We start from the raw sequence: 25,479 nt of genomic DNA on the forward strand, positions 1-25,479 counted from the left end.
CCCCATGGCTTGGAACTTACGATCGATCAGCGTTGCGGTCCGCGATGCCCTGCGCTTCCTGGATAAACTTGGCGGCTCTGCACCGGGAACCACCCGTGAGCCGGCGGCAAAACCTGCCCGAAAGCCTGCGGCGAAGCGGCGGCCGGGCCAGGCGCGTCCCGGTACCCCGGCCCGCTCCACAGGCGGCACCCCGGCCGCCGGACTGACCGGGACATATCCCGGCGACTTCCGGGGGCGGGCCGCCGTCCGCTATGCCCCCGCACCCAACGGCCTGCCCGAGCCCGGCGAAATCGTCTGGACCTGGGTGCCCTACGAAGAGGACTACTCCCAGGGCAAGGACCGTCCGGTGCTGTTGGTGGGCGCCAGCGGCAGGTATTTGTTGGGCCTGATGCTGACGAGCAAGGACCACGACGGCGACTCCCGCCGGTCGGATGACTACGTGGACATCGGCACGGGACCCTGGGACCGTCAGTGGCGGCCCAGCGAAGCGAAGCTGGACCGGGTTCTGCAGATCAACGCGAAGGACATCCGGCGCGAAGGAGCGATCCTGGACGCAGGCCGCTTTAACCTCATCGCGGCCGCGCTGCGGCAGCGGCACGGCTGGAGCTGACCCGGCGGACACCGTGCGCGGCGGCGGATTGCCACCCGCACTCGTGCCTGCACGTTGATCTCTGCTATTATTTACAGCTGTGTGTCCGTGCAGGTCGACGGCCACAGATGGTTGGTCGCCATAGGTATCCCCACGCCGCTCAGTCAATGGCCAATCTGAAAGCCCTCTAGACCATTTTCCGCATTGAAAAAGAGAGTTCACACGTGGCTAATATCAAGTCCCAGAAGAAGCGCATCCTGACCAACGAAAAGGCTCGCCTGCGCAACAACGCAGTCAAGTCTGAGCTGAAGACGGCCATCCGCGCCGTCAACACCGCCGTTGAGTCCACCGACAAGGATGCTGCGGCTGTTGCACTGCTTTCTGCCAGCCGCAAGCTGGACAAGGCCGTCAGCAAGGGCGTTCTCCACAAGAACAACGCTGCAAACCGCAAGTCGGCCATCTCCAAGAAGGTCAACGCGCTCTAAGGTTTCCAGTTCACTTGAACTGATGATTGTGGCCGGCACCCCATGGGTGCCGGCCACATCCAGTTAAACCGGTTCCGCAATGGGCCGACTCCGGACCCGTTCTGGTACGACTCCGGTACGCCGCAGGCTGCCCGCAGCCGGGTCCGCGCCAGCAGGGCCGACACGCCGCACCTGGTCCGGCCGGACCCGCAGGGCCGACACGCCGGGCCCCTGGGTTCGAACGCGGGTGTCAGGAACTCCTGGCCGAGGTGGCAATCACCGTTACCGCATGTTCCACGGCATAGACAGGATCCCGGGAGAGGCCCTTGACCTGGGCGTCGGCCTCGGCGGTGACCTGGATGGAGCGGACCAGCCCCTCGGGCGTCCAGCGCCGGACTTCCCGCTGGGCCTGTTCGACGAGCCAAGGCTGCATACCTAGTTGCTTGGCGATCTGCGCGGACGACCCCTGCGCGCCGGCCACCTTGGCCAGGGAGCGCAACTTCGACGCCAGGGCAGCCACGATCGGCACCGGGTCCGCGCCGGTGGCCAGGGCGTGGCGAAGTGTGGAGAGGGCCAGCGGGCCGTTGCCGGCCATCGCGGCGTCGGCGACCTTGAAACCTGTTGCCTCGACCCGGCCGCCGTAGTACTTGTCCACCATGGCCGCGTCCACGCCGGTGGTGGCGTCAGCGATCAGCTGGCTGCAGGCGGCGGCGAGTTCCGCGAGCTGCGCGCCAACGGCATTAACGAGGGCGTGCACGGCGTCGGGGTCGATACGACGGGAGGCCGCCCGGAACTCGGCCGTGACGAAGGCGATCTTCTCGGCGTCTTTCTTGAGCGGCTGGCAGTCAACAACGGGCCAGCCCGCGGCCTTGATGGCGTCCAGCAGCTTCTTGCCGCGGACTCCCCCGCCGTGGCGGAGCACCAGGAAGGCCTCCGGTTCCGGCTGGACCACATACTTCAGGGCATCGGCGAGGAAGGCATCGTTCATCGCCTCGAGCCCGTCAACCTCGATGAGCTTTTGTTCGCCGAACAGCGAAGGGCTGACGTTCATGGCCAGGGACCCGGCCGTGTAGCTGCCGGCATTGAGCCGCGTAATTTCGACGTCGGGCGCCACCGCGCGGACCTGCGCGCGGATACGGTCCATGGCCCGGGCACCTATGTAGTCTTCCGGACCGCCCACCAGGACGACGGCAGCAGGTGTCACGTCACGCCAGGTGGCGGTGTTCGACGCCGAGGTCCTGGGCCGTTGGGTCTGGGCAGCAGCCACTCGTGATTCCTCCCGGAAGTTGGTTTGCGGACTCTAAGCGTCCCACGCCCGGACCGGTGCTCCAAGCCGCGGCCGACGGGCCGCCGGGCGCCTGACCGTGTCGCCGCGTGCGACCGTCCATCGAGGACGGCGACTACCCGCGAGTGTGCCGCGAGGACGCCACGGGCGACCGCGGCAGAGTGCAGGCCGAGCCACGCCGCCGCCAGCACAGCCGCGGAAAAGATTCCCATGGTGGCTGCACCGAAGACTCCTTCCGGCCATGGCAAGGCGGCGCCCGGGAGTGCCGCGAACAGCCGGGCGACCCCCGCCACCGCGCCTGCGAAGACAGCAGCTGCGGCCATGAGGAGGCCCGCGGCGGCCGGGAGAGCGGGCAGGAGCACCACGGCGGCCGTGCCGAGGAGCGTAACTGGCGCCACGAGCGCTGCAGCGGCCACATTCGCGGGCAGCGTGTAGGCGCCGAACTGCGGCTGCAACAACACGATCGCCGGGGCGCAAAAGAGCTGGGCGGACAGGGGTACGGCGACGCCGGCTGCCGCCCAGCGCGGCACCGAAGGTGGCAGCCAGTCCATGATGCGGCGTCCGGCGACCACGATTCCCAGCGTGGCCAGGACCGAGAGCAGGAATCCGAAGCTGGCAGCCAGGACCGGCTGCGCCAGCAGCAGGCCGATGACGGCAACACAGAGCAGGCTGAGTCCGCGCCCCGCCCGGCCAAGAGCTACGGAAGCGAGGCCGATGCTGCCCATGAGGGCGGCCCGCAGCACACTCGGATCCGGTCCCACCATGAGGACGAACAGCGCCAGCCCCGCGAGACTGGCCGCGGCGGCTGCCGCGCGCGGAAGGCGGAGCGTGCGGGCGGCGAGCAGCAGCGTCCCGAGGATCAGGCTGCAGTTGGCCCCGCTGACGGCGGTCAGGTGCGTCATCCCGACGGTCTTCATGGCGGCTTCCAGCTCGGGGTCCAGGGCGCTGGTGTCGCCGGTGACCATGCCGGGCAGCAGGCCGCCGGCGTCGCCCCCGAACCGTGCCGCCGCGGCGGTGAAGGCGAGGCGAAGCTCCCCGGGGCCCTGCTGCCAGGGCCCTGGTCCCCGCAACAGGGTTGGGGCCGACGTCGCTGACAGGAGTCCTGCCTCCGGCTCCCCTGGCGCGGAGGGACGGAGTTTGCCCGTGGCGCGCAGGAGCTGGCCCGGAACGGCGTCTCCCCACGTGGCCCCGCCCATGACGACGAACCGCGCGTCCCCGGCGACCCTGTGGCCGCCGAAGGTCATCGCCGTCAGGATCACGGGAACTGCCCAGCGGTCCGGCAGGCCACCGGCACCGGGAATCCTGAGCCGCCGCGGGGCGCCTGCAATCTCCAGTTCCGCGACGACGGCCGCGCGGGCGGCCACAGCTTCAGCGATGGCGCCGTCGTGCCGCCGGGAGGCCTCGACGGCGGCGTGCGAGCCTGCCGCGAGGGACAGCAACAGCGCCACGGCCACCGTGGCGCGAATGCTGCGCGGAACCGTCTGCCCGGCACTGCGGCCGCGCCCGGCGCCACACCGCCCACTCCTGGCGCCCCGCTCCCTCGACGGGCGGAGCCCAGAACGGCCGAGGATGACGCGACCGGCCACGACGAGCATGCCTCCGGCCGCCGCCAGCGCCGTGCAGAGACCGGCCAGCCCTGCAGGGGACAGCCAGTTTCCGGCAACGACGGTCCCCCAGACAAGGAGTGCCGGGAGCACCAGGCGAAGGTCCGTCCGCCGTGTCCGCTCGATCGGGCGCTGACGCGCGGCGGTGTCGCGCGCGGGTTTGCCGGATCCGCGGATCCGGCCGGAGGCCACCGGGTCCCCGTGCTCGGCACGCGGCGGAGAATCGACGGCCGCATCGACGTAGCGCTGCCAGCGGCTCTGCGGGACCGCCACAGAACCCAGCGGGCCGGTCCGGCCCACGCCACGCCGTGCAGTGCCAGGCTGTGCAGCGCCGGGCTGTGCAGTGCAGGGCTTTTCGATCTCAGGATTTGCCACGTCAGATACCCACCAACGGGAGCAGGGCCTCAAGCAACTTCGGACCGATCCCGTCGACGGCGTCGAGCTCCTGCACTGACTTGAACCGCCCGTGCTGCTGGCGCCAATCCACGATCCGCTGCGCCAGCACCGGCCCGACGCGCGGGAGGGTCCCGAGTTCCTCGAGGCCGGCGGTGTTGAGGTTGACCTTCCCGCTCCCGCCGACTGGCCCCGTGCCGCCCGTACCGGAACCGGGCGCAGGTGAGCCGTCCGTGGGCGCATCGGCCTGACCGGGTTCGCCGCGAATGGGCACCAGGACCTTCTGCCCATCCTCCAGCACGGCGGCCAGGTTGAGCCGGTCCGGATCCCCGAGAACCGTGGGTCCGCCCGCCGCTGCAATTGCCTCATGCAGCCGGCTTCCCGCCGGCAGTTGAACCACCCCCGGGGTGGCCACGGCACCGGCAACGTGGACCTCGATGCTTTCCGGCTCCGCGGTGGCATCATCTCCCGGCGGGGCGGTTGACCCGCCATCCGCCGGATCGGGTGCTTCCTCGGCGGCGGGGGCGGAGTCGCTCAGAGCCACCACCTGCGCGCCGCCGGTCCCGGCCTGCCACCAGAAGCAGCCGCCCAGGACCACGGCAAGGACGCCCAGCAGGGCAGCAGCCTTAACCCCTGTCCTGGCCCGAAATCGCAAAGCCAGCGCCTGTCTCCCTGCCCGGCGGTACCCGCGGCTTTCATCAGCATGGTGTGAAGTGCCGCCACCTACGCGCCGTCCAGCAGCGGGTACCGCATCAGCTGCCCGGACCGGGACAGGGCTGCCTGGCGCCGGAACCTGCAACTCCAGCAGCCCCGTTGAGTCGCCTGGTCCCCGGCCCGGATCCGGGGATTCGCCCGGATCCGCGGCATCTTCCGCACCCCGGGCAGCCCAGCGCGTCGCTGCCAGGCGTTCACGGGCAACCCTGACGCCTGTGGCGGATTCAGTTCCCGGGTTGCGGCGCGGCATGGAACGACTCTAGGCAGTCCTCACCCCCCGCTGATACCGGAGACCGGGCGTATGTGGAAATACCTGAGTAATACGCGTAGATCCGCGGCATCAGGCAAGTATTCCCTACGCTGGTGCCCGCCCGGACCCGGTGGTAACGTCTGCATCCAATCGAGAAGACTTTGCCGGCTGGGGGCAACCCTGATCGCCTGGATGTAAATATCAGGCGTCGAAAGCTGGTGTGCAATGAAGTGGTTGTTTGGGCCCGCGGCGGTGCTGGCGCTCGGCGGCAGCATGCTGCCAGCCCCGCCGGTCGTGGCAGACACAACGCAAGCCACCTCAACCCAGGTGGTCAAGTTTTCTCTGGAAAGCAGTTTCTGCCCCCAGTACGGTCTGTACGGCATAGCGCATGTTTCGGTCGACGGCACGGCGGGAATGACTGCCGACCAGAATTTCATCTGGACCACCCAAACGGCCGCCACCTCGATCCACGCAGTTCCGCCGCAGGGCGCCGTCGCCAATGTCACGATTGTCTACCACTGCAACGTGCAGGTGCTCTGGTGGCTGGAGCCCGGAAGTGCCCGCAGGGTGCAGGCCGCCCTGTGGGTCAACGGCTCAGGCCAGCAGCCCAGCTACACTATCGGGCCGAATCAGCCAGACCCCGGGCCAACGCCGCCGCCAACGACTCCGCCTCCAACGGCCCCGCCGGCCTCCCTAACGCCAACCACCCCACCAACGTCAGCGTCGCCACCCGCGCCCACGACGCCAACCGTCATACCGACCACCGTGCCAACGTCCGCGCCAGTCACCGTGCCGACGGTCCCGGAAACGCCCGCCTCGCCAACGTCCGCGCCGKCCGCGCCAGTCACCGTGCCGACGGTCCCGGAAACRCCCGCCCCGCCAACGTCCGAGCCGGCCGCCCCACCGACGGTCCCGGAAACGCCCGCCCCGCCAACGTCCGAGCCGGCCGTCCCGCCAACGACCGCCCCACCAACCACCGTGCCAGCGACAACGCCAGAGACAGCGCCAACGGAACCAGCCACTCCCGCGCTTACAGCATCGCCGACGCCCGGACGGACAACGCCCGTGCCTACCCCCTGAAACGCAGCTGCAGTCGGGGGTTCACTTCTGGTAGGTGATGTATGCCTCGTACTGAACCCGCCATTTGTCCGCGGCCTTGGGATCCGGGACCGTGGTGGTGAGGAATTGAACGCTGGTCACTTGGCCTTTGAGGTATTTCAGCCACTTGGTCACCTCTTCGGCAACGTCGCGATCGAGCTGGGCTACGTGGTGCACCTGCATTGCCATGGCGGCCTCCGGGTTCGCTGGTTCTCTGGGTTCGGTGGAGTGACTTTACCGCCGCCGCCCGTTCACGGCCAGAGTCCAGCGCCCGCGCAGATAGAGCACATGGACCCGCCGCGCTAGTCGCCGGCTTCCGTCGCTTCGGCCGCCGCCCTGCCAGGGCGCGCTTCCCCGCCGTCCGGGCTGGCGACGTCCCCGGCGAAGGCATCGGGTTTCGCTGCTGCGGGTGTGCTGCCCTCCCCCACGATCACGGCGAGCACACCGAGCCCGGCGTGGGCCGCCAGGACTGCCGGGAGAGCGCTGATCTGGGCCGGCGGACATGCCGGCAATGCCACGGCCAGGCGCCGGGAAAGGTCCTCAGCCTCGGCCTGGTTGCCAAAGTGGTGCACAGCCAGCCGCGCCTGACCGGCAGGGCGGCCGGAGGCGTCCGCGGCCACGATTTCTTCCAGGCGTGCGATGGCCTTCGCCGCTGACCGGACTTTTTCCAGCGGGATGATCCGGCCGTCTTCCACCGCCAGGATGGGTTTGATGGAGAACATGGTCCCCCAGAGCGAGGCCGCCGCCCCGATCCGGCCGCCCCGGCGCAACTGTTCCAGGGTCGGGACATAGAAGTACACTTTGGTGCGGTCCAGCCGGTCCTGCGCGAAGGCCAAGACGTCGGCCGCGCTCCTGCCGTCGGCGGCCGCGACCACCGCGCCCTGCACGCCCATCCCCTGGGCCATTCCGACCGTCCGGGAGTCGAGGACCTCTACGGGTATGCCGACCCGTTGGGCTGCCAGGCGGGCGGCGTCGGCTGTCCCGGACAGCCCCGCGGAGATGTGAATGGAGACCACGGACTGGAAGCCACGCTCGCTGGCCTCCCGGTAGGCGTGTTCAAACTGCCCCGGTGACGGACGCGAAGTCTTGACGGGTTTGCCGCTGGCCAGGGCAACGGCGATGGTCTCCGCAATGTCGTCCTCACCCTCGCCGTAGATTTCGGCGCCGACCATCACGGGCATTGGGACCACGGTGAGCCGGCCGTCGGCAGCGAAAGCCCGGACCCAGTCCGCGGGCAGCGCGGCGGCAGAGTCCGTGACCACCGCAACCTGCACGACGGCGGCGGGAGCCGCTTCGGGGATGCTGTCCCGGGAACCCTGCCGCAGGCGAACAAGCCGCTCGCGCAGCCATGGCCAGCCTGACGGCTCGCGGTGTGGCACGGAGGACCTCCTGCTGTGGGGACGCGTGGACTTACTTCTCCGGCGGGGGCACTTGTGCCCGTCCCATTGTCTGCACCGGTTGTCTGCACTGGTTGTCTGCACTGGGCGCCGGGATCAGCCGGCGGCCAGTGCAGGCTGGTTCGTCCGGCTAGGCCGGGACGATGTTGACCAGTTTAGGCGCCCGCACGATCACCGTGCGAAGGCCACGGCCGTCGAGGGCGCGCTGGACATTATCCGATGCCAGCGCCAGTTCGCGCAGGTCCTCCTCGGAGATGTCCGGGGAAACCTCCAGCCGGTCCCGCACCTTGCCCTGCACCTGGACGACGGCAGTGACCGTGTCCTCCACGAGCAGTGCGTCGTCGTGCGTGGGCCAGCCTGCGTTGGCGACCGATGCAGGGTGCCCCAGGACGTTCCACAGATCCTCGGCGGTATACGGCGCAAACAGGCTCAGGATGACGGCTACGGCCTCCACGGCCTCGCGGACTGCTGGGTCCGCACCGCCGGCACCGCTGGCCGCATCTATGGTCTTGCGGGTGGCGTTGACCAGTTCCATCAGCTTCGCCACAACCACGTTGAACTTGTTGTTGTCCAACAGGGCCTGCGCATCGGCGATCGTGCGGTGGGTGACGGTGCGCAGCGCACGGTCTCCGGTGGCGGCATCGACGCCGGGTGCGCTTGTGACGTCCTGGCCGAGGCGCCAGGCCCGGGCCAGGAACTTCGCGGAGCCCGCCGGCGATACGTCCGCCCAGTCGACGTCGTCCTCCGGCGGGGAGGCGAAGATCATGGTCAGGCGGACGGCGTCCACGCCGAACTTGTCCAACTGCTCGCCGAGGTCGACGCCGTTGCCCAGGGACTTGCTCATGGCCTTGCCGCCGTTGAGCACCTGCCCCTGGTTCAGCAGTGCGCTGAACGGCTCGTCCGCCTCAATCATGCCGAGGTCGTGGATGACCTTGGTGAAGAACCGCGCATAGAGCAGGTGCAGGATGGCGTGCTCCACGCCGCCCACGTACTGACCAACCGGCATCCAGTCGTTGATCTTCTCCGGATCGAACGGACCGCCGGTGTACTGCGGAGAGACGAAGCGCAGGAAGTACCAGGAGGAATCCACGAAGGTGTCCATCGTGTCCGTGTCCCGCTTGGCCGGGCCCTGGCAATTGGGGCACTCGACATTGACCCAGCTTTCGACCGCGGCGAGCGGTGACGTGCCCTTCGGGGACAGGTCCTCGCCGCGCAGGTCCGCCGGCAGGGTCACGGGCAGCTGATCGTCCGGGACCGGGACCTCCCCGCAGGCCGGGCAGTGGATGATGGGGATCGGTGTGCCCCAGAACCGCTGCCGGCTGAGCAGCCAGTCACGCAGCCGGAAGTTCACGAACTTCTCGCCCGTGCCCAACTCGCGCAGGATTTCGATGGCCGCCGGGATGGCCTCGGCCTTCGGCAGCCCGTCGAGGCCGCCGGAGTTGATCAGGGTCCCCTCGCCGGTGGTGGCGATGCCCGTGGCAGCGGGGTCTTCCTCGCCCGTGTCCAGGACTGCCCGGACGGGCAGGTCAAAGGTCTTGGCGAAGTCGAGGTCGCGCTGGTCATGGGCCGGGACGGCCATGATGGCGCCTGTGCCATAGTCGGCCAGGACATAGTCGGCGGCCCAGACGGGCAGCTTTTCGCCGTTGAGCGGGTTGGTCGCGTAGCGCCCGGTGAAGACGCCGGTCTTTTCGCGCTCGGTGGACTGGCGCTCGATTTCGGAAAGCGCCTTGACCTGCTCCCGGTAGGCGTCCAGGGCGGCGGCGTGCTCGTCGGTGACCAGTTCGACGGCGAGCGGCGCGTCGGCGGCGACGACGAAGAACGTGGCGCCGTAGAGGGTGTCCGGGCGCGTCGTGAAGACTGTGACGTCCTTGGCGGCTTTGCCGCCGTCGGCTTCGATCACGAAGTTGACGTGGGCGCCCTCGGAACGGCCGATCCAGTTCTTCTGCATCGCGAGGACGCGTTCGGGCCAGTGCCCGCGCAGTTCGTCCATGTCATCGAGCAGCCGGTCGGCGTAGTCGGTGATCTTGAAGTACCACTGGTTCAGGGACTTCTTGGTCACGGGAGTGCCGCACCGCTCGCAGGCGCCGTTGACCACCTGTTCGTTGGCCAGCACGGTCTGGTCCTTGGGGCACCAGTTGACCGGCGAATTCTTGCGGTAGGCCAGTCCACGCTCGTAGAACCGCGTGAACAGCCACTGGGTCCAGCGGTAGTACTCCGGGTCCGAGGTGTGCAGCCGGCGGGACCAGTCCGCGGAGATTGCGTAGCGCTTGAACGACGCCGCCTGGGTGTCGATGTTGGCGTACGTCCACTCACTTGGGTGCGCGTTGCGTTTGATCGCCGCGTTTTCCGCGGGCAGGCCGAAGGAGTCCCAGCCGATCGGGTGCAGCACGTCGTAGCCCTGCTGGCGCAGGTAGCGCGCCACAACGTCGCCCATCGCGAACGCCTCGGCGTGGCCCATGTGAAGGTCACCGGACGGATACGGGAACATGTCCAGCACGTAGCGGCGTTCCTTTGAGCCGTCGTCGAGCGGCGTGAAGACCTTCAGGTCTTCCCAAACCTGCGGCCACTTGGCTTCCATTGCCGCGAAGCTGTAGGTACCTTCCTCAGGCCCCTCCGCCGCGGCTGCTGGCGATCCGGTCTGTGTTTCCGGCTGAACGCTCACTGCTGGCCTCTTCTGTTCTGTGCGGCCTGTTACCCAGGCCTGTCTACCTTCAGGCCTGCCTGCCGCCAGGCCTGTTCACCATCAAGTCTGCACTGTCACCGCCGGCTGCCCGGCCCTGACTCCATACTGTCCGTACGTGGTACTCCTGCTGTTACCTCGTGCGTTGCGGACCGGAATGTACCCCGGACACACAAAAGCCCCTCGACATGGAGGGGCCGCCGCTCGGCAATCCGGGGACTCTTCGGAATCGAGGTCTCGCCGGGATGCCGGGCGGCTAGCTAAGCAGGAGCACGGCGCGCATAGGACCACTTTAGCCCCTCGGGCTGGTTCGCGCTGAACCAACGGGCCGCTCGCGTCCCGGTAGTCGCAGTCGACTCGCGCTCCGGCGCCCTGCGCGGGCTGTTATGTCCGCAATTGTTACAAACGACATACCTATGGAATAGCGGTACTTACTGCCAATTGCCCGACGTATCTGGCACGTAACTACGACAGAAATTCGGGTAGCTCGGCGCGGAAGACAGGTAGAAAGACAACAAACACCCGGGTGGCCCGCCGCGGGCGCCCGGGCCCTTCCACGAAGTTTGTTTGGAGAGCGCATTGTGAGCCTCCAAGCTGGGAGAAACCCGTGAAAAGCCGGGACGCAGGCCTAAAATTTTGATCTTGCCAAACGATTCAAATGGGAACACTATTCGATAAAGATCAGCAAGAAATGGGATCTCTTGGGGGGATTCGCAAATGGTCTCGGGTTGAGGAGCCTGTCATGTATCACTTGCGCAATTCTTCCGTGCACTTGCCGAAATCCGCCGCCGGCCGCACCCGCGACGCCGGCTCCCTGGAACGGGGCTAGCCATGTTCGGCTGGATCACCCGTTTCAGTATGCAGTTCCGCATCCTGGTTCTCGCCATGGCGGCCGGACTCATTGCCTTCGGGGTAGTGAACATCCCCCACGTCGCCATCGACAGCATGCCCGAGTTCGCCCCGGCCCACGTCGAGATCCAGACCGAGGCCCTGGGCCTCTCAGCTGCCGAAGTTGAACAGCTCATCACTGCTCCGATGGAAGCCGACCTCCTTAACGGGGTGGCGTGGCTCGATGAAATCCGGTCCAAATCCGTTCCCGGCCTGTCCTCCATCGAGCTTGTGTTCGAGCCGGGCACCGACCTTCTGCGCGCGCGCCAGCTCGTGGCCGAACGCATGACCCAGGCCCACGCGCTGCCGAACGTCTCGGCGCCGCCGCTGATCATGCAGCCGTTGTCGTCCACCAGCCGCGTCCTTATGGTCAGGATGAGCTCCAAAGAGCTATCCGGGATCGAAATGTCGGTCCTGGCACGGTGGAAGATCAAGCCGCGGTTGATCGGTATTCCCGGGGTCGCCAACGTTTCCATTTGGGGACAGCGCGAGCAGCAGCTCCAGGTAGAGGTGACCCCCACGCAGCTGCGTGACAAGGGCATCACGCTCGAACAGGTCATCAAGACCACCGGCAACGCTGTCTGGGTGTCGCCGCTGAGCTTCCTCGAGGCGTCCACCCCCGGCACGGGCGGGTTCGTGGAGTCGCCGAGCCAACGCCTGGGCATCCAGCACGTGCTGCCCATCCGAACGCCGGAGGACCTGGCCAAGGTCAGCGTCGAAGACGCCGGATCTCCCATGCTCCTGGGTGACATTGCCCAGGTGAAGGAGGACCACCAGCCGCTGATCGGCGATGCCGTCGTCGGCCAGGATGCGGGCCTCCTGCTGGTCGTGGAGAAGTTCCCCGGAGCCAGCACGCTGCAGGTCACCAAGGACCTCGAGGCTGCGCTGAACGACATGCAGCCCGGGCTTTCCGGGATCCAGATGGACACGTCCGTCTTCCGGCCCGCCTCCTTCCTGCAGGATGCCGTGGACGAACTCGGCCTGGCGCTGCTCGTGAGCCTCATGATCGCCGTCCTGCTCTTCTGGGCCCTGTTCCGTTCCTGGCGGGTGGCCGTGATCGCCCTCGTCGCGATCAGCACCACCGTCATGGCCGCGGGAGTGGTGCTCTACTTACTCGACTCCACACTGAACATCTCAATCCTCGCCGGCATCTTGCTGGGCGTCTCCGTGATTGTCGGAGACATCGTGGAGGATGTGCAGGCGCAGCGGCGCCGGCCGTTGCGGACCACCGAGACCGAGACAGATGCCACCATCAGGTTCCGCATGGTCCAGCTTGTCCGCAGCGTCCGCACACCGCTGTTCCACGGGTCCCTCATCATGGCCCTCGCGCTCGTACCGACGCTGTTCGTCACAGGAGTCGGCGGTGCGTTCTTCCAGCCCCTCTTCTGGTCCCTGGCGTTGGCGCTTGCCGTGTCAATGCTGGTGGGCTTGTCCGTGACACCGGTACTGGCGTATCTCCTGCTTCCCGGTGAGAAAGCCGGGCGGGCGGACTCGCCCGGTGTTGTCCGGGCCAGGTCCACCTACGACAGGGCACTCGAGGGGGCACGTTCCCGCCGCACCCTCGGCATTGTCGCTGTCGCCGTCGTTGGACTGCTGGGGCTCGCCGCGGCATCGCAGCTGGTCGGGAACCGGGCGGTCGTGCCGACGATTCCGGACCGGACACTCCTGGTGCAGTGGGACTCGATGGCAGGCACGTCCAACGACGAGGTGCGTCGGGTGGCGTCCAAAGCGTCCGACGAACTGCGGACCCTGCCGGGTGTCTCGGGAGTTGGCGGCCACATCGGCCGCGCCATTTCCTCCGACCAGGTTGTCGGGAACAGTTCCGCGGAACTCTGGGTGTCCATCACCCCGGACGCCGACTTCAGCGAAACGGAGCAGGCGGTCCGTGACGTCGTCCAGGGCTACCCCGGCATCGCCCACAACGTGGTGAACTACTCCCAGCAGCAGATCGGCCAGGAGCGCAGCAGCATGGATCCCGGATTCGCCGTCCGCGTCTACGGAACAGACTTGCCCGTCCTGCGCGAGAAGGCTGAAGAGGTCCGCCGGGCCATCGAAAAGGTCGACGGCGTGAAGAACCCGACGATCAACGCCAGCGCCATGACGCCCATCGTCGAAGTCGAGGTCAACCTCGAAGCGGCGCAGAAGGTCGGTATCAAACCCGGCGACGCACGCCGCGCCGCTGCCGCCCTGATGCAAGGCATCGTCGTCGGCAACCTCTTCGAACAGCAGAAGGTCTTCGAAGTGGTGGTGCGCGGCGCGGTGGACGTCCGGGATGACCTGACCAGCATCCGTGAGCTCCTGCTGGACACGCCCAGCGGCGGCCAGGTCCAGCTGGGCCAAATCGCCGACATCCGGCTCGTTCCCAATGAAGTCGTGATCCTGCACGATGACACCTCACGCCGGATCGACGTGGTGGCCGAGGTCAGCGGACGTCCGCTCGCGGATATCCAGCGCGACATCAACGCGGCGATCGAGCAGATCCAGTTCCCGCTGGAATACCACGCCGAAATCCCCATGAAGTACAGTGAACAGCTCGCCGGGGACGCCATGGTTCTGTGGATCGGCGCGGCTGCCCTCCTGGGAATCCTGCTCCTTCTCCAGACAGCGGTGCGGAGCTGGAAGCTGGCGCTTGCCATCTTCCTGTCCCTGCCGGCCGCGCTGGCCGGGGCCGCCGTGGCAGCTTGGATCGCGGGAGGCGCCATCAGTGTGCTGGCGCTCACGGCCTTTGCCGCGGTGCTGGCCGTTGCCGCCCGCAACGCGGCGCTGCTCTCCGCCCGGACGGATGAACTGTGGCGGGCCGCCCCGCACGAATCCCCTGACAAGGTCATCATGATGGCGGCCCGGGACCGGGTCTCGCCCATTCTGAAGGCAGCCCTGATCACGGTGGCGATCCTGATCCCGCCGGGACTCTTCGGCGGCGCCGTCGGCGGGTCCTTCCTGGGCCCGATGGCCCTGATCATCGTCTGCGGACTCATCACGACAACTCTCATCGGGATCTTCGTACTCCCCCTGCTCGCACTCTGGTTCGGACCCGGTTCCGCCCCGGAAGAGTGGGCCGAAGTGTACGAGGCCGAAGTTCCCGTCCAGCCCGTTACGCAGGAAAAGGTGGAAGCAAAATGACCAGCCAACAGCCCTCGCGGCGCCTGCCCCTGGCGGCCGCTGTATGCGCAGCACTTCTGTTCGCGTTGCCCGCATGTGCCCAGACGACGGCGGCGGCCCCCGCCGCCGTTTCGGCCAACGAACCCGCCAAGGTGGAGAAGAATGCCGCAACGGGCATCGCGAAACTGACGTTGACGGAGAAGGGAATCGAGCGCCTCGACCTGAAGACCGACACCGTCAAGGCCGGAAAGGGTAAGGACGTCGTCGTGCCCTACTCAGCCCTGCTCTACGACGCGAGCGGAAAAACCTGGGTGTACACCAACCCGGCCCCGCGGGTCTACCAGCGGCAGCCGGTCACGGTAGCCAAGGTGGAGGACGGAGTGGTCACGGCCTCGGCCGGGCCCGCGGTCGGCACCGCAATCGTGACCGTCGGCGCGGCTGAACTCTTCGGCGCTGAATTCGATACGGCGCACTGACATGCGCCGGATTGTCGCTGCAAGCCTGAGGTTCCGGTCGATCATCATTGCGATGGCGGCCGCCCTCATGATCGTGGGCGGCGCGCAACTCAGCAGCGCTTCGGTGGATGTTTTCCCGGAGTTTGCACCGCCGCGTGTCGAGGTCCAGACGGCATGTCTGGGTCTCACTGCCTCCGAAGTCGAGGAACTCGTAACGGTTCCGATGGAGCAGGCCTTCAACGGCATAGACGGCCTGGACCAGATGCGGTCGAAGTCTGTGTCGCAGTTGTCCGCCATCGTGATGGAGTTCAAGCCGGGGACCGATCTGCTCACCGCCCGGCAGCTGGTGTCGGAGCGGATGGCAACGGTCATACCGACCCTGCCGACCTGGGCCGCGCCGCCGGTGATGCTCCAGCCGCTGTCCTCCACCAGCCGTGTCATGAAGATCGGACTCTCCTCCGAGACCCGCTCCCTGATCGAAATGTCCATGGTTTCCTACTGGAACATCCGGGCACACCTGCTGCGGGTGCCGGGCGTGGCGAACGTGGCGATCTGGGGCGAACGCCTCCAGATGCTCCAGGTCCAGGTTGATCCGACCAAACTGGCAGCCAACAACGTGACGCTGGAAAACGTCATGAACTCCACGTCCGACGCCTTGGACGCCGGCCTGCTCAAGTACTCCCCCGGTGCCTTGATCGGCACCGGAGGGGCGCTGGAAACACCCAGCCAGAGCATGTCCATCAGGCACGTACAACCCATCACGTCTCCGGCGGACCTTGCCCAGGTGCCACTGGAGGAACGCGAAGGACTGCCTCCCCTGAAGCTCGCCGACGTGGCAACCGTCGTGGAGGACCACCAGCAACTGATCGGTGACGCGGTCATCAATGGCGGCCCCGGACTGATGCTGATCGTCGAAAAGCTGCCGTGGGGCAACACCCTCGAAGTCACCCGCGGGGTCGAGGAAGCGCTCAAGGAACTGCAGCCCGGCCTGACCGGAATCGCAGTCGACACCACCCTGTTCCGGCCCGCCTCGTTCATCGAGGAATCGCTCGGCAACCTGAGCCTCGCGCTGCTGCTGGGCTGCTTCCTGGTGGTCCTGGTGCTGAGCGTCTTCCTGTTCCAATGGCGGACAGCCCTGGTGAGCGTGACGGCGATCCCGTTGTCGCTGATGGCAGCGGCCCTGGTGCTGTACTGGACCGGGGGCACGATTAATACGATGGTGCTTGCGGGGCTGGTGATTGCCGTCGGGGTCGTGGTGGACGATGCCATCATCGACGTCGAGAACATCGTCAGGCGGCTCCGGCACCACCGCGCCAGCGGCGGGACCGAAAGCACCGCCCGCGTGGTCGTCAACGCCTCTCTGGAAGTCCGCGGCCCCATCGTCTACGCCACACTGATTATCGTTGCCGCCACGGTGCCGATCTTCTTCCTGGACGGCCTGACGGGCGCCTTCTTCCGGCCCCTGGCGACCGCCTACACCCTGGCGGTGATGGCGTCCATGCTGGTGGCCCTCACGGTCACGCCGGCCATGGCGTACATCTTCCTGCGCAATGCCAAACTCGAAGACCGCGATCCGCCGGTGGTCCGGGTCCTCAAGCGCTGGTACGGCGCCGCCCTGCGTCCCATTGTGAAACGCCCGCTCCCGGGCTACCTCGCGGTGGCGGCACTCGGCGTCGTCGGAATCATAGCGGCCCCGCTCCTGGGCCAGTCACTGTTGCCCTCGTTCAAGGAACGTGACTTCCTCATGCACTGGGTCACGCAACCCGGCACCTCCAACGCCGAGGAAGTGCGCGTCAGCCAACTGGCCTGCCAGGAGCTGATGACCATTCCAGGCGTCAACAACTGCGGGTCCCACATCGGTCAGGCCTTCGCCGCCGATGAGGTGGTGGGAGTCAACTTTGGCGAGAACTGGATCAGCGTTGACCCCTCGGTCGACTACGACAAGACCCTGGCCTCCATCCAGCAGGTCGTGGACGGGTATCCCGGCATTCACCGGGACGTCCAGACCTACCTCAAGGAACGTGTCCGCGAGGTGCTCACCGGTACGGGCTACTCGATCGTGGTCCGCGTGTACGGCGATGACCTGGACACGCTGAAGAAGCAGGCGGACAAGGTCAAGACTGCCCTGGCCGGCATCGAGGGTGCCATCGGAGCCAAAGTCGCACTCCAGGTCAACGTTCCGCAGGTGGACGTCGAGGTGAACCTGGACGCCGCCAACCGCTACGGCCTGAAGCCCGGTGACGTCCGCCGTGCCGCAGCCACCCTGGTATCCGGCGAGGAGGTCGGCGACGTCTACCGGGACGGCAAGGCCTTTGACGTCCAGGTCTGGAGTCCTCCGGCGATCCGGACCAGCGTCACAAGCATCGAGAACCTGCCGCTGGACACTCCCAGCGGGCAGAAGATCCGGGTGGCCGATGTCGCCAAGATCACGGTAAAGCCCACTCCCAACGTCATTGAGCGTTCGGAAGGGTCCCGCCGCCTCGATGTCAGCGCCAACGTCAAGGAAGGCGATCTGGCCAAAGTCGTCGAAAAACTCGAATCCGATCTCAAGTCCGTGGAGTTCCCCACCGGATACAGCGCCGAGATTCTGGGCGAATACGCGGAGCGGCAGGCCGCCTCGCAGCGGCTTCTCCTCTTCGCGATGGGCGCCCTGGTTGTGGTGTTCCTCCTGCTCCAGGCGGCATTCCGGAGCTGGCGGCTTGCCGTTCTGGGCATCCTGACGCTGCCGGTGGCACTGGTGGGCGGGGTGATCGCCGCGCACATGAGCGGCGGAATCCTGTCCCTCGGGTCGCTGGTCGGGTTCCTGACAGTGATGGGCATCGCCGCCCGCAACGGCATCCTGCTCATCAACCACTGCCAGCACCTGGAGCAGTTCGAAGGCGTGCCGTTCGGCCGGGACCTGGTCCTGCGGGGCGCAGCCGAACGCCTGTCACCAATCCTGATGACCACGCTCGCCACCGCACTCGCCCTGGTCCCGCTGGTGGTGATGGGCAACCGCCCCGGCCATGAGATCGAGCATCCTATGGCCGTGGTGATCCTGGGTGGACTGGTGACATCGACACTGGTCAACCTGTTCATCGTTCCATCGCTCTACTTGCGGTTCGCCAAGAAGGGTCCGGCACGTCATGACCGTCAGCCCCGCGAGCCGGAACCTGTATCAGCCGTATAGCAACAACTACCAACAATGAGAGGCCAGTCAGATGACTCCACTATCTAAGAGATTTACCGCTTACGGCTCCGCGGTCTTGCTGGTGGTGGCGTCGCTGACGGCGGCGACGGCGGCCGCGGCGACGGCAGCCACCGCGCCGGCGGTCGCCCGTTCCCAGGAACTGTGCGGCCCCGGCTCGGCGATCAAATTCAACCGCGGCGCCTTCCCGTCCAGGCCGGAGATTGACAACAAGTGGTTCCCCCTCGAACCCGGCACGCAGTACACCACCACCGGCAAAGTAGTCTCCCCGGACGGGACAACCACCCGCAAGGTTGTCAGCACGGTCACGGGGCTGACCAAGGTGATCGACGGGGTGAAGACCATCGCGATTTGGGACCGGGACTACTCCGACGGTGAGCTCGCGGAATCGGAACTTGCCTTCTTCGCCGAGACACGGAAGGGAGACGTGTGGCTCTTCGGCGAATATCCGGAGGAGTACGAGAACGGGAAGCTTGTGGGCGCGCCAAGTACGTTCATCAGCGGCATCGACAAGGCCCAGGCGGGCATCGCCATGCAGAGCCACCCGCGCCTGAAGACCCCCGCCTACCCCCAGGCCTACGCACCCAGCGTGGACTTCCTGGACTGCGGTGATGTGTTCGCGAAGGACCAACGCGTCTGCGTCGCCACTGGTTGCTACAGCGATGTGCTGGTCATCGATGAGTTCAACCCGCTGGACCCGCCAAGCGCCGGCCACCAGCGAAAGTTCTATTCCAAGCACACGGGTCTGATCAAGGTCACGGCCGTGGGCGGAGAGGACCAGGAGTTCCTGAATCTCGTCAAGATCAAGAAGCTCAGCCGCTCCGAGCTGAAGAGCGTCAACGAGCAGGCACTGCAGATCGACCGCCGGGGCTACACGGTCAGCAAGGACGTCTACGCGAAGACGCCGCGCGCTGAGGTGGCACGTGGCTACGACGGCCACCACTACCACTAACGGCCCTGCCGCTCCCGTGCAATAGACAAAGGAGCCCCGGCCGGGATCTTCCCGGCCGGGGCTCCTTTGTGGGCGCCTACTTCACGTCGTCGTCAACCCAGTCCATCGACTTGGTGACGGCCTTCTTCCAGAGACGCATCTGGCGTTCCCGCTCGCCCTGGTCCATTTGCGGCTCCCACCGCTTGTCCTCGGCCCAGTTGGCCGAGCACTCGCCCAGGTCCTTCCAGAATCCGACCGCCAGGCCGGCCGCGTAGGCTGCTCCCAGCGCCGTCGTCTCGACCACCTTCGGACGGATGACCGGCACGCCGAGGATGTCCGCCTGGAACTGCATCAGGGCGTCGTTGGCGACCATGCCGCCGTCGACCTTCAGCTCCGTCAGCGGCACGCCGGAGTCGGCGTTGACGGCGTCCAGCACCTCACGGGTCTGGAAGGCGGTGGCCTCCAGCGCCGCGCGGGCGATATGGGCCTTGGTCACAAAGCGGGTCAGGCCCACAATGGCGCCACGGGCGTCCGAGCGCCAGTACGGCGCGAAGAGGCCGGAGAACGCCGGCACAATGTACACGCCGCCGTTGTCCGCCACCGAGGCCGCGAGGGTCTCGACCTCCGGGGCGCTGCCGATCATGCCGAGGTTGTCCCGCAACCACTGGATCAAGGAACCGGTGACGGCAATGGAGCCCTCCAGCGCGTAGTGCGGCGCCGCGTCGCCGAGCTTGTAACCGACGGTGGTCAGCAGCCCGTTCTTGGAATGGATAATCTCCTCGGCCGTGTTGAAGATCAGGAAACAGCCCGTGCCGTAGGTGTTCTTGGCTTCCCCGGCATCGAACGCCGCCTGCCCGAACGTGGCCGCCTGCTGGTCGCCCAGGATGCCGGCCACAGGAACCTCGCGCAGCAGCTGCGAGGTGTGGACTGTGCCGTAGACCTCGGAGGAGGACTTGATGGTCGGCATCATGGAGGCCGGGACGCCGAACGCGTCCAGAATCTCCTGGTCCCACGACAGCGTCTCAAGGTCCATGAACATGGTCCGTGAGGCGTTGGTCACGTCGGTGACGTGCACTCCGCCGTCGGTCCCGCCGGTCAGGTTCCAGAGCACCCAGCAGTCGGTGTTGCCGAAGACGAGGTCGCCGGCCTCCGCCTTGGCCCGGGCGCCCTCGACGTTGTCCAGGATCCACTTGATCTTGGTGCCCGAGAAGTAGGTCGCCAGCGGCAGGCCCACCTTCTGCTTGAAGCGTTCTACGCCGCCGTCCTTGGCGAGTTCGTCCACGATCGGCTGAGTACGGGTGTCCTGCCACACGATGGCGTTGTAGATCGCCTCGCCGGTGGTCTTGTCCCACACCACCGCTGTTTCGCGCTGGTTGGTGATGCCGACGGCGGCGATGTCGTGCCGGGTCAGGTTCGCCTTGGACAGGGCCGAGCCGATCACTTCGCGGGTGTTGTTCCAGATTTCAGCGGGGTTGTGCTCCACCCAGCCGGGCTGGGGGAAGATCTGCTCATGCTCCATCTGGCCGGAGGAGACGATGCTGCCGCTGTGGTCAAACACGATGGCTCGGGTGCTCGTGGTGCCCTGGTCGATTGCAACTACGTACTGGTTCATATTGACGTCCTTGTCTGTTTGGCGTGGCAGTTGTACTGACGGTTGAACGGGCGGTTAGTGAGGGATGACGGGGATGATGATCGGCACGACAGCTGCCACGAGGCCGCCCAGGGCGCCCCCGATGAGGGGACCGACGACCGGGATCCAGGAGTAGCTCCAGTCGCTGGAGCCCTTGCCCTTGATGGGGAGCAATGCGTGCGCGATGCGGGGGCCCAGGTCACGGGCGGGGTTGATGGCGTAGCCGGTGGGGCCGCCGAGCGAAACACCGATGCCGACGACCAGCAGGGCCACAGACAGCGGGCCGAGTCCGGATGGCGTCCCGCCGAAGGTCAGGATGACGAACACGAGGACAAAGGTGCCGATGATCTCGGTGATCAGGTTCCACTGGTTGGAGCGGATCGCCGGGCCGGTGGAGAAGACGGCCAGCTGGCTGGCGGGCTCCTGCTCGAGATCAAAGTGCTGCTTGTGGGCCAGCCACATCACGACGGCGCCGAGGAAGGCACCGGTCAGTTCACCGCCGAAGTAGGTCAGGGTTGAGGCGAAGTCGACCGGAACGCCGGGAGCGTACAACTTCTTGCCGTTGACCAGCAGGCCAAAAGTCACGGCAGGGTTCAGGTGCGCACCTGAGATGGCGGCAACATAGACACCGGAGAAGACGGCAATGCCCCATCCCCAGGTCACCATCAGGAACCCGCCGTTGTTGCCCTTGGTGCCTTTGAGCGCAACGTTGGCCACCACGCCGCAACCCAGCAGGGTCAGCATGGCGGTACCGAATAATTCGGATAGGAAAACTATTCCAAGAGACATCTTTGACTCCTCTATTTTCTGTTGTCGGCGTCCGCGAGTTTGGAAGCCGTGGGGCCGGCAGCATGTTCGTGCTGCCGGCCAGCCACTGCGCCGGCCGCCAGGGCGGACCGCGCAGTGCTTGCACCCGGGCTTCCCTGCCCGGGCACGCAAGCAATATCAGGCGACCAGGCTGTGGACCCGGACACCGTGGAACCGCTGTAGCACCTCCTGTGCGTGGCTGATCTCTGAGGCCCGGCGCGCCGCGTCCCAGCCGAGCGGTCCGGAAAGGATGTCCGCGACTTCGTTGAGCAGTTCCCCGGTCACCAGGCCGCGAAAGGCCAGGGACGTGCGGCGGATGAGTACGTCCACGAGGTGGCCGATCTGCTCATGGGCGGCCATGAACTCCAGTTCCCGGGTGCTCAGCTCGCGGGTGGAATGCAGCAGCCTGTCCTGCTCGCCGGCCGCGGCCCCGTCCAGGAAGCGGATGACTTCTTCGGCGCGGGTCCCGTAGCGGGTCAGCAGCCCGGTGACGCGGGCGGCGTCGCGGCCGGCCGACATGTGGGCCTTGATCCAGCGCTGGACGCCGTCCTCGCTGTCCGGGAAGCCGGCGCCGCCGCCGATGGCGAGCTTCGCCGTCGAAACCTTCCGTTCCATACCGAGTTCGGCCAGGACGTCGTTGCTCAGGTGCTCGGCGAGGGCCCGGAACGTGGTCCACTTGCCGCCCACGAGGCTGAGGACGGCGCCGTCCGCCGCCGCACGGCGTTCGATCCGATAGTCCCTGCTGACGAAGCCGGGCTGGGTCGCGTCGTGCTTCGGAAGCGGGCGAACACCGGAGAACGAGTAGACAATCTGGTCGCGGCCCACCGGGATGTCCGGGAACACGTGGCCGATCAGGTCAAAGAAGTAATCGATTTCTGCCTCAGTGCACACGGCGTCCTGGGCCATGTCGGCGTCGACGTCGGTGGTGCCGACCAGGACGCGGTCCCCCATCGGGTAGATCAGCACGATCCGGCCGTCGGTGTGCTCGAAGAAGATTTCGCGGCCGTTGCACGCCGCGAGCAGCTCCGGATGGTCCAGCACGATGTGCGAACCCTTGGTTCCGCCCATGAACGACGACGCCGCCCCCATCGCCTCGTTGGTCAGGTCGACCCAGGCGCCGGTGGTGTTCACGACGACGTCGGCAGTGAAGTCGAACACCTCGCCGGTCAGTTCATCGCGCAGCTGGACAGTAGTTCCTGGAGTGCCGGGGGTTCCTGGGGTGCCGGGGGTTCCGGGGGTGCCGGGGGTTCCGGGGGTGCCGGGGGTTCCGGAGCCGCCCAGCGAGACCAGGGAGACGTAATTGCTGGCGCGGGCGTGGCTGTCCGCGCCGCCGGCCTTCTCGCCGTCCTGGAGCACGTCGAGGGTGAGGCGCTCGGGGTTGTGGACGGAGGCGTCGAAGTAAGTGGCCGCGTACTTGATCCCGGGGTGCAGGCGGGGCAGCTCGGCCAGCGCGCGCTTGCGTCCGCGGAACTGGTGGCGCGGAACCGTGCCGCCGTCGCGGGAGAAGAAGTCGTACATGCTCAGGCCGAGCTTGATCAGGAACGCCCCGCGTTCGGTGTGCTTGCCCTGCTTGTGGGTCAGGAAGCGCATGGGGGCGGCCAGGACCCCGGAGAAGGTGCTGAAGATCGGGATCGTGGTCTGCAGCGGCTTGACGTAGTGCGGCGCGATCCGCAGAAGCCTGTTGCGTTCGGTCACCGACTCCTGGACAAGGCGGAACTCGCCGTTTTCGAGGTACCGGATGCCGCCGTGGATCATGTGGGAAGAGGCGCCGCTGGCACCCTGGCAGTAATCGCCGCGCTCAACGAGCGCCACATCCACGCCCTGCAGCGCAAGGTCACGGAACGTTCCGACCCCGTTGATTCCCCCTCCGATGATCAGAACCTGCGCGTGCCGCCGCGTCCGAAGCTTCTGCACCGAGGCGCGATCGTTCGCCGGTGCGCCGACTGAGTCCTTCTGTCCCAAAATTGCTCCCTTGGGTTTGATTCTGTGCGGCGCGCCCGTGGCGCGGCGCCGTTCAACACTATTCTTTGGACTAATGGAAAATGGAGTCAAGCACTATGCACAAACGTGCAGATGGGAAAAGTCATGATGCAATCACGCCAGTCCGACGCCCTCCGCGCGGCCCAGCTGTATTACCTGCAGGACCTGACCATGGACGCCATCGCCCGCGAGCTCCGGACGTCCCGGTCCACGGTTTCCCGGCTGTTGTCCGCGGCGCGCGATTCGGGTCTGGTGCAGATCCAGATCCGCAGCCCGCTGGACACCGGGCCCGAACTCGAGGGCATGATCCGCGCCGAATACAAGGTGGATGTCCATGTCGTTCCGGTGGTGGACACCCTCAATGAGGCGGAAACACTGGACCGCGTGGCCATGCAGGCAGCCCGGACGATCGGACCGCTGGTGGACTCCAACGCCATCATCGGCGTCGCATGGGGCTCCACCCTGAGCGCCGTGAGCCGGCACCTGACGCGCAAGATCACCCACGACAGCGTGATCGTCCAGCTCAACGGCGCCGGGAATATGCAGACCACCGGTATCACCTATGCCTCGGACATCATGCGGCGGTTCGGCAGCGCCTACGGAGCACGGGTGGAACAGTTTCCCGTGCCGGCCTTCTTCGACCACGCCGCGACCAAAAAGGCCATGTGGAATGAGCGGAGTGTTCAGCGGATCCTGGAGCTGCAGGCCCGGATGAGCATCGCGATCTTTGGTGTCGGATCGGTCGACGCCGACTACCCCAGCCACGTCTACGCCGGCGGCTACCTCGATGAAGACGACTTGAACGTCCTGGCGAACTCCGATGTGGTGGGCGATGTTGCCACGGTGTTCTTCCGCGCCGACGGGTCCTCGGACGGCATCACTCTCAACGCGCGCTCCACCGGCCCGGACCTGGCCCAGCTCCGCCAGGTCCGGCGCCGCATCTGCGTGGTGTCCGGTGCTTCCAAAATCAACGGGCTCAGGGGCGCGCTGGCGGCAGGACTGGCCACCGACCTGATCCTGGACGAGGCCAGCGCCCGCAGGCTCGTCCGGTTCGACGGACTGGGCTGAGCGGCTGCGGGGCAGCATGACCGGTGCGGCTGGCGGCAACGGCGGTCCGGCACTCTCCAGCGCCAGTGGGTAAAGTCTTTGTCATGAGACTCTCCCCCCGGCTGACCCTGAACAACGGAGTATTGATCGACCGGCTGGGGTTCGGGCTGTACAAGGTCCCCCCGGGCGACGCCGCCAGCCTGGTGACCATGGCGGTCGAGACCGGCTACCGGCACTTCGACACCGCCGCCATGTACGGCAACGAGACCGGCGTCGGCAAGGGAATCGGTGCCCTGTCCGGATTTGAGGGCACCGGAGGCGGGCCCGGGGAAACCGCACCCTACGTCTCCCGCGAGGACCTCTTCATCACCACCAAGGTCTGGAATGACGACCACGGCTACGACGCCACCATGCGTGCGTTCGACACCTCCATGTCCAACCTCGGCCTGGAATACATCGACCTCTACCTGATCCATTGGCCGTGCGCGCGCCGTGGCCTGTTCCCGGAAACGTACCGGGCCTTGGAGACGCTGTACCGCGAGGGCAAGGTCCGCGCAATCGGCGTCTCCAACTTCCAGCCGCAGCACCTGGACCGGCTCCTGGAAACGGCGGAGGTGGTGCCCGCCGTGAACCAGATCGAACTTCATCCCTGGCTGCAGCAGGATGAACTGCGGGAAAAGCATGAGCTGCTGGGCATCCGCACCGAGGCGTGGAGTCCTTTGGGCCGCGGCCAGGTCCTGAAGGACCCGGTGATCCTGGCCCTGGCGGCCGAACACGACCGCACACCGGCACAGATCATCCTGCGCTGGCACCTGCAGCTGGGCAATATCGCCATCCCCAAGGCCAGCTCGTCCGGCCGGATCCGCGAGAACTTCGAGGTCTTCGACTTTGAGCTCTCCCCGCTGGATATGACGGAGGTCGGCGGCCTCGAACGCGGCTTCCGGACCGGCTCCCACCCCGACAACGTCGCATAGGATTCGA

Annotated in this window: 17 protein-coding genes; 8 read left to right on the forward strand and 9 right to left on the reverse strand. The window is 66.8% G+C overall.

Going from position 1 to position 25,479, the window contains the following annotated elements; translation table 11 throughout:
* The first annotated feature begins 4 nt into the window (after positions 1-4).
* Positions 5-610, forward strand: a complete 606-nt coding sequence (locus tag AC1D0A_RS03825) for a type II toxin-antitoxin system PemK/MazF family toxin (RefSeq protein WP_476943605.1) — start codon at positions 5-7, stop codon at positions 608-610.
* A 203-nt stretch (positions 611-813) separates the two neighbouring features.
* Positions 814-1,074: a 30S ribosomal protein S20 gene (rpsT, locus tag AC1D0A_RS03830; RefSeq protein ID WP_018773112.1), complete on the forward strand. Its 261-nt coding sequence runs from the start codon at positions 814-816 to the stop codon at positions 1,072-1,074.
* Positions 1,075-1,303: 229 nt separating this feature from the next.
* Here the strand turns inward: rpsT and holA are convergent, their stop codons facing one another.
* From holA to leuS, 6 genes are all read right to left on the reverse strand, one after another.
* On the reverse strand, positions 1,304-2,320 hold the full coding sequence (holA, locus tag AC1D0A_RS03835) for a DNA polymerase III subunit delta (RefSeq protein ID WP_476943606.1): 1,017 nt from the start codon (positions 2,318-2,320) through the stop codon (positions 1,304-1,306).
* Positions 2,254-4,317: a ComEC/Rec2 family competence protein gene (locus tag AC1D0A_RS03840; protein ID WP_476945219.1), complete on the reverse strand. Its 2,064-nt coding sequence runs from the start codon at positions 4,315-4,317 to the stop codon at positions 2,254-2,256. Before AC1D0A_RS03840 ends, holA begins: the two co-directional genes overlap by 67 nt.
* A 1-nt stretch (position 4,318) precedes the next feature.
* Positions 4,319-4,990, reverse strand: coding sequence for a ComEA family DNA-binding protein (locus AC1D0A_RS03845; protein ID WP_476943608.1), 672 nt, complete (start codon positions 4,988-4,990; stop codon positions 4,319-4,321).
* Positions 4,991-6,400: 1,410 nt separating this feature from the next.
* Positions 6,401-6,586 carry a hypothetical protein gene (locus tag AC1D0A_RS03850; protein WP_243177393.1) on the reverse strand — a complete coding sequence of 62 codons (186 nt, stop codon included), beginning with the start codon at positions 6,584-6,586 and terminating at the stop codon, positions 6,401-6,403.
* Between the two features lie 113 nt (positions 6,587-6,699).
* Positions 6,700-7,776, reverse strand: a complete 1,077-nt coding sequence (locus tag AC1D0A_RS03855) for a DegV family protein (protein WP_243177392.1) — start codon at positions 7,774-7,776, stop codon at positions 6,700-6,702.
* A gap of 148 nt (positions 7,777-7,924) precedes the next feature.
* Positions 7,925-10,456, reverse strand: coding sequence for a leucine--tRNA ligase (gene leuS / locus AC1D0A_RS03860; protein WP_476943611.1), 2,532 nt, complete (start codon positions 10,454-10,456; stop codon positions 7,925-7,927).
* Between the two features lie 876 nt (positions 10,457-11,332).
* Here leuS and AC1D0A_RS03865 point away from each other — a divergent pair.
* From AC1D0A_RS03865 to AC1D0A_RS03880, 4 genes are read left to right on the forward strand one after another with little or no spacing between them, the layout of a single operon-like run.
* Positions 11,333-14,482 (forward strand): efflux RND transporter permease subunit, encoded by a 3,150-nt coding sequence (locus AC1D0A_RS03865; protein ID WP_476945220.1) that lies wholly within the window; start codon positions 11,333-11,335, stop codon positions 14,480-14,482.
* Positions 14,479-14,937: a hypothetical protein gene (locus AC1D0A_RS03870; protein ID WP_028276449.1), complete on the forward strand. Its 459-nt coding sequence runs from the start codon at positions 14,479-14,481 to the stop codon at positions 14,935-14,937. The genes AC1D0A_RS03865 and AC1D0A_RS03870 overlap by 4 nt, the downstream gene beginning before the upstream one ends.
* 1 nt (position 14,938) lies before the next feature.
* Positions 14,939-18,085 carry an efflux RND transporter permease subunit gene (locus tag AC1D0A_RS03875; RefSeq protein ID WP_476943613.1) on the forward strand — a complete coding sequence of 1,049 codons (3,147 nt, stop codon included), beginning with the start codon at positions 14,939-14,941 and terminating at the stop codon, positions 18,083-18,085.
* Between the two features lie 31 nt (positions 18,086-18,116).
* Positions 18,117-19,055, forward strand: a complete 939-nt coding sequence (locus AC1D0A_RS03880; RefSeq protein ID WP_476945221.1) for a hypothetical protein — start codon at positions 18,117-18,119, stop codon at positions 19,053-19,055.
* Between the two features lie 76 nt (positions 19,056-19,131).
* Here the strand turns inward: AC1D0A_RS03880 and glpK are convergent, their stop codons facing one another.
* The 3 genes from glpK to AC1D0A_RS03895 form a co-directional block, all read right to left on the reverse strand.
* Positions 19,132-20,646 carry a glycerol kinase GlpK gene (gene glpK / locus AC1D0A_RS03885; protein ID WP_243177386.1) on the reverse strand — a complete coding sequence of 505 codons (1,515 nt, stop codon included), beginning with the start codon at positions 20,644-20,646 and terminating at the stop codon, positions 19,132-19,134.
* Between the two features lie 54 nt (positions 20,647-20,700).
* On the reverse strand, positions 20,701-21,453 hold the full coding sequence (locus AC1D0A_RS03890; RefSeq protein ID WP_028276452.1) for an MIP/aquaporin family protein: 753 nt from the start codon (positions 21,451-21,453) through the stop codon (positions 20,701-20,703).
* Between the two features lie 156 nt (positions 21,454-21,609).
* Positions 21,610-23,433 (reverse strand): glycerol-3-phosphate dehydrogenase/oxidase, encoded by a 1,824-nt coding sequence (locus AC1D0A_RS03895; RefSeq protein ID WP_476945222.1) that lies wholly within the window; start codon positions 23,431-23,433, stop codon positions 21,610-21,612.
* Positions 23,434-23,556: 123 nt separating this feature from the next.
* Here AC1D0A_RS03895 and AC1D0A_RS03900 point away from each other — a divergent pair, with 123 nt between their 5' ends.
* Positions 23,557-24,519 (forward strand): sugar-binding transcriptional regulator, encoded by a 963-nt coding sequence (locus AC1D0A_RS03900; protein WP_028276454.1) that lies wholly within the window; start codon positions 23,557-23,559, stop codon positions 24,517-24,519.
* Positions 24,520-24,602: 83 nt separating this feature from the next.
* A complete protein-coding gene (locus AC1D0A_RS03905; RefSeq protein WP_243177385.1) occupies positions 24,603-25,472 on the forward strand; it encodes an aldo/keto reductase in 870 nt (289 codons plus the stop codon).
* Positions 25,473-25,479 lie beyond the last annotated feature (7 nt).

The organism is Arthrobacter sp. P1_D4 (genome assembly GCF_056406115.1).

Bases quoted from the DNA above. Each gene is read 5' to 3' on its own strand.
- AC1D0A_RS03850 (WP_243177393.1), bottom strand. From the start codon at position 6,586: ATGGCAATGCAGGTGCACCACGTAGCCCAGCTCGATCGCGACGTTGCC.
- AC1D0A_RS03870 (WP_028276449.1), top strand. From the start codon at position 14,479: ATGACCAGCCAACAGCCCTCGCGGCGCCTGCCCCTGGCGGCCGCTGTA.
- AC1D0A_RS03865 (WP_476945220.1), top strand. From the start codon at position 11,333: ATGCAGTTCCGCATCCTGGTTCTCGCCATGGCGGCCGGACTCATTGCC.
- AC1D0A_RS03880 (WP_476945221.1), top strand. From the start codon at position 18,117: ATGACTCCACTATCTAAGAGATTTACCGCTTACGGCTCCGCGGTCTTG.
- AC1D0A_RS03905 (WP_243177385.1), top strand. From the start codon at position 24,603: ATGAGACTCTCCCCCCGGCTGACCCTGAACAACGGAGTATTGATCGAC.
- AC1D0A_RS03890 (WP_028276452.1), bottom strand. From the start codon at position 21,453: ATGTCTCTTGGAATAGTTTTCCTATCCGAATTATTCGGTACCGCCATG.
- AC1D0A_RS03900 (WP_028276454.1), top strand. From the start codon at position 23,557: ATGATGCAATCACGCCAGTCCGACGCCCTCCGCGCGGCCCAGCTGTAT.
- AC1D0A_RS03875 (WP_476943613.1), top strand. From the start codon at position 14,939: ATGCGCCGGATTGTCGCTGCAAGCCTGAGGTTCCGGTCGATCATCATT.
- AC1D0A_RS03825 (WP_476943605.1), top strand. From the start codon at position 5: ATGGCTTGGAACTTACGATCGATCAGCGTTGCGGTCCGCGATGCCCTG.
- glpK (WP_243177386.1), bottom strand. From the start codon at position 20,646: ATGAACCAGTACGTAGTTGCAATCGACCAGGGCACCACGAGCACCCGA.